1 protein-coding gene is annotated in these 1,225 nt (G+C 68.6%); it reads right to left on the reverse strand.

The features are described from left to right. Nucleotides 1-25: 25 nt before the first annotated feature. The coding region (gene glyA, locus H5395_RS18320) for a serine hydroxymethyltransferase (RefSeq protein WP_182793971.1) at nucleotides 26-1,225 on the reverse strand (1,200 nt) is incomplete at its 5' end.

Below are 1,225 nucleotides of genomic sequence, written 5' to 3' on the forward strand. Positions count from 1 at the left end.
GGTTTTCCCGGCGCGCCCCTGTTCCTCACATCCCGTCGTAGAGGGGGAACCTTGCGCACAGCGCCTTGACCTCGCCTGCGACGCGGGCCTCGACCTCGGCATTGCCGCCCTCGCCGTTGGCGGCCAGGCCGTCCACGACCTCGACGATCCAGCGGCCGATCTGGCGGAACTCGGCCTCGCCGAAGCCGCGCGTGGTGCCGGCGGGCGAGCCGAGCCGCACCCCCGAGGTCACGGTGGGCTTTTCCGGGTCAAAGGGGATGCCGTTCTTGTTGCAGGTGATGTGGGCGCGGCCCAGCGCGTCCTCGGTCTGGTTGCCCTTCACCTCCTTGGGCCGCAGGTCCACCAGCATCAGATGCGTGTCGGTGCCGCCGGTGACGATGTCCAGCCCGCCCTTCATCAGCTCATCCGCCAGCGCCTGCGCGTTCAGGACGACCTGCCGCGAATAGTCCTTGAACTCCGGCCGCAGCGCCTCGCCGAAGGCCACGGCCTTGCCGGCGATGACATGCATCAGCGGCCCGCCCTGGATGCCGGGGAAGATGGCCGAGTTCACCTTCTTCGCGATATCCGCGTCGTCCGTCAGGATCATGCCGCCGCGCGGGCCGCGCAGCGTCTTGTGGGTGGTGGTCGTCGCCACATGCGCATGCGGGAAGGGAGAGGGGTAAAGCCCCGCCGCCACCAGCCCGGCGAAATGCGCCATGTCCACGATCAGCCAGGCCCCGACCTGATCGGCGATCCCCCGCAGCCGGGCGAAGTCGATGATCCGCGGGATGGCCGAGCCGCCGGCGATGATGGCCTTGGGCTTGTGCTCGCGGGCAAGCGCCTCGACCTGGTCGTAGTCGAGCAGGCTGTCCTGCTGGCGCACGCCGTACTGGACCGCGTTGAACCACTTGCCCGACTGGTTGGGCTTCGCGCCATGGGTCAGGTGCCCGCCCGCATCGAGGCTCATCCCGAGGATGGTTTCGCCGGGGGTCAGCAGCGCCTGGAAGACCCCCTGGTTGGCCTGGCTGCCCGAGTTCGGCTGGACGTTCGCGAACGCGCAGCCGAAGAGCTGCTTCGCCCGGTCGATGGCGAGGTTTTCGGCGATGTCCACGAACGCGCAGCCGCCGTAGTAGCGCTTGCCCGGATAGCCTTCGGCGTATTTGTTCGTCATCACTGAGCCCTGCGCCTCGAGCACCGCGCGCGAGACGATATTCTCGGACGCGATCAGCTCGATCTCGTCGCGCTG

This window comes from Paracoccus sp. MC1854 (assembly GCF_014164635.1).
GTDB lineage: Bacteria > Pseudomonadota > Alphaproteobacteria > Rhodobacterales > Rhodobacteraceae > Paracoccus.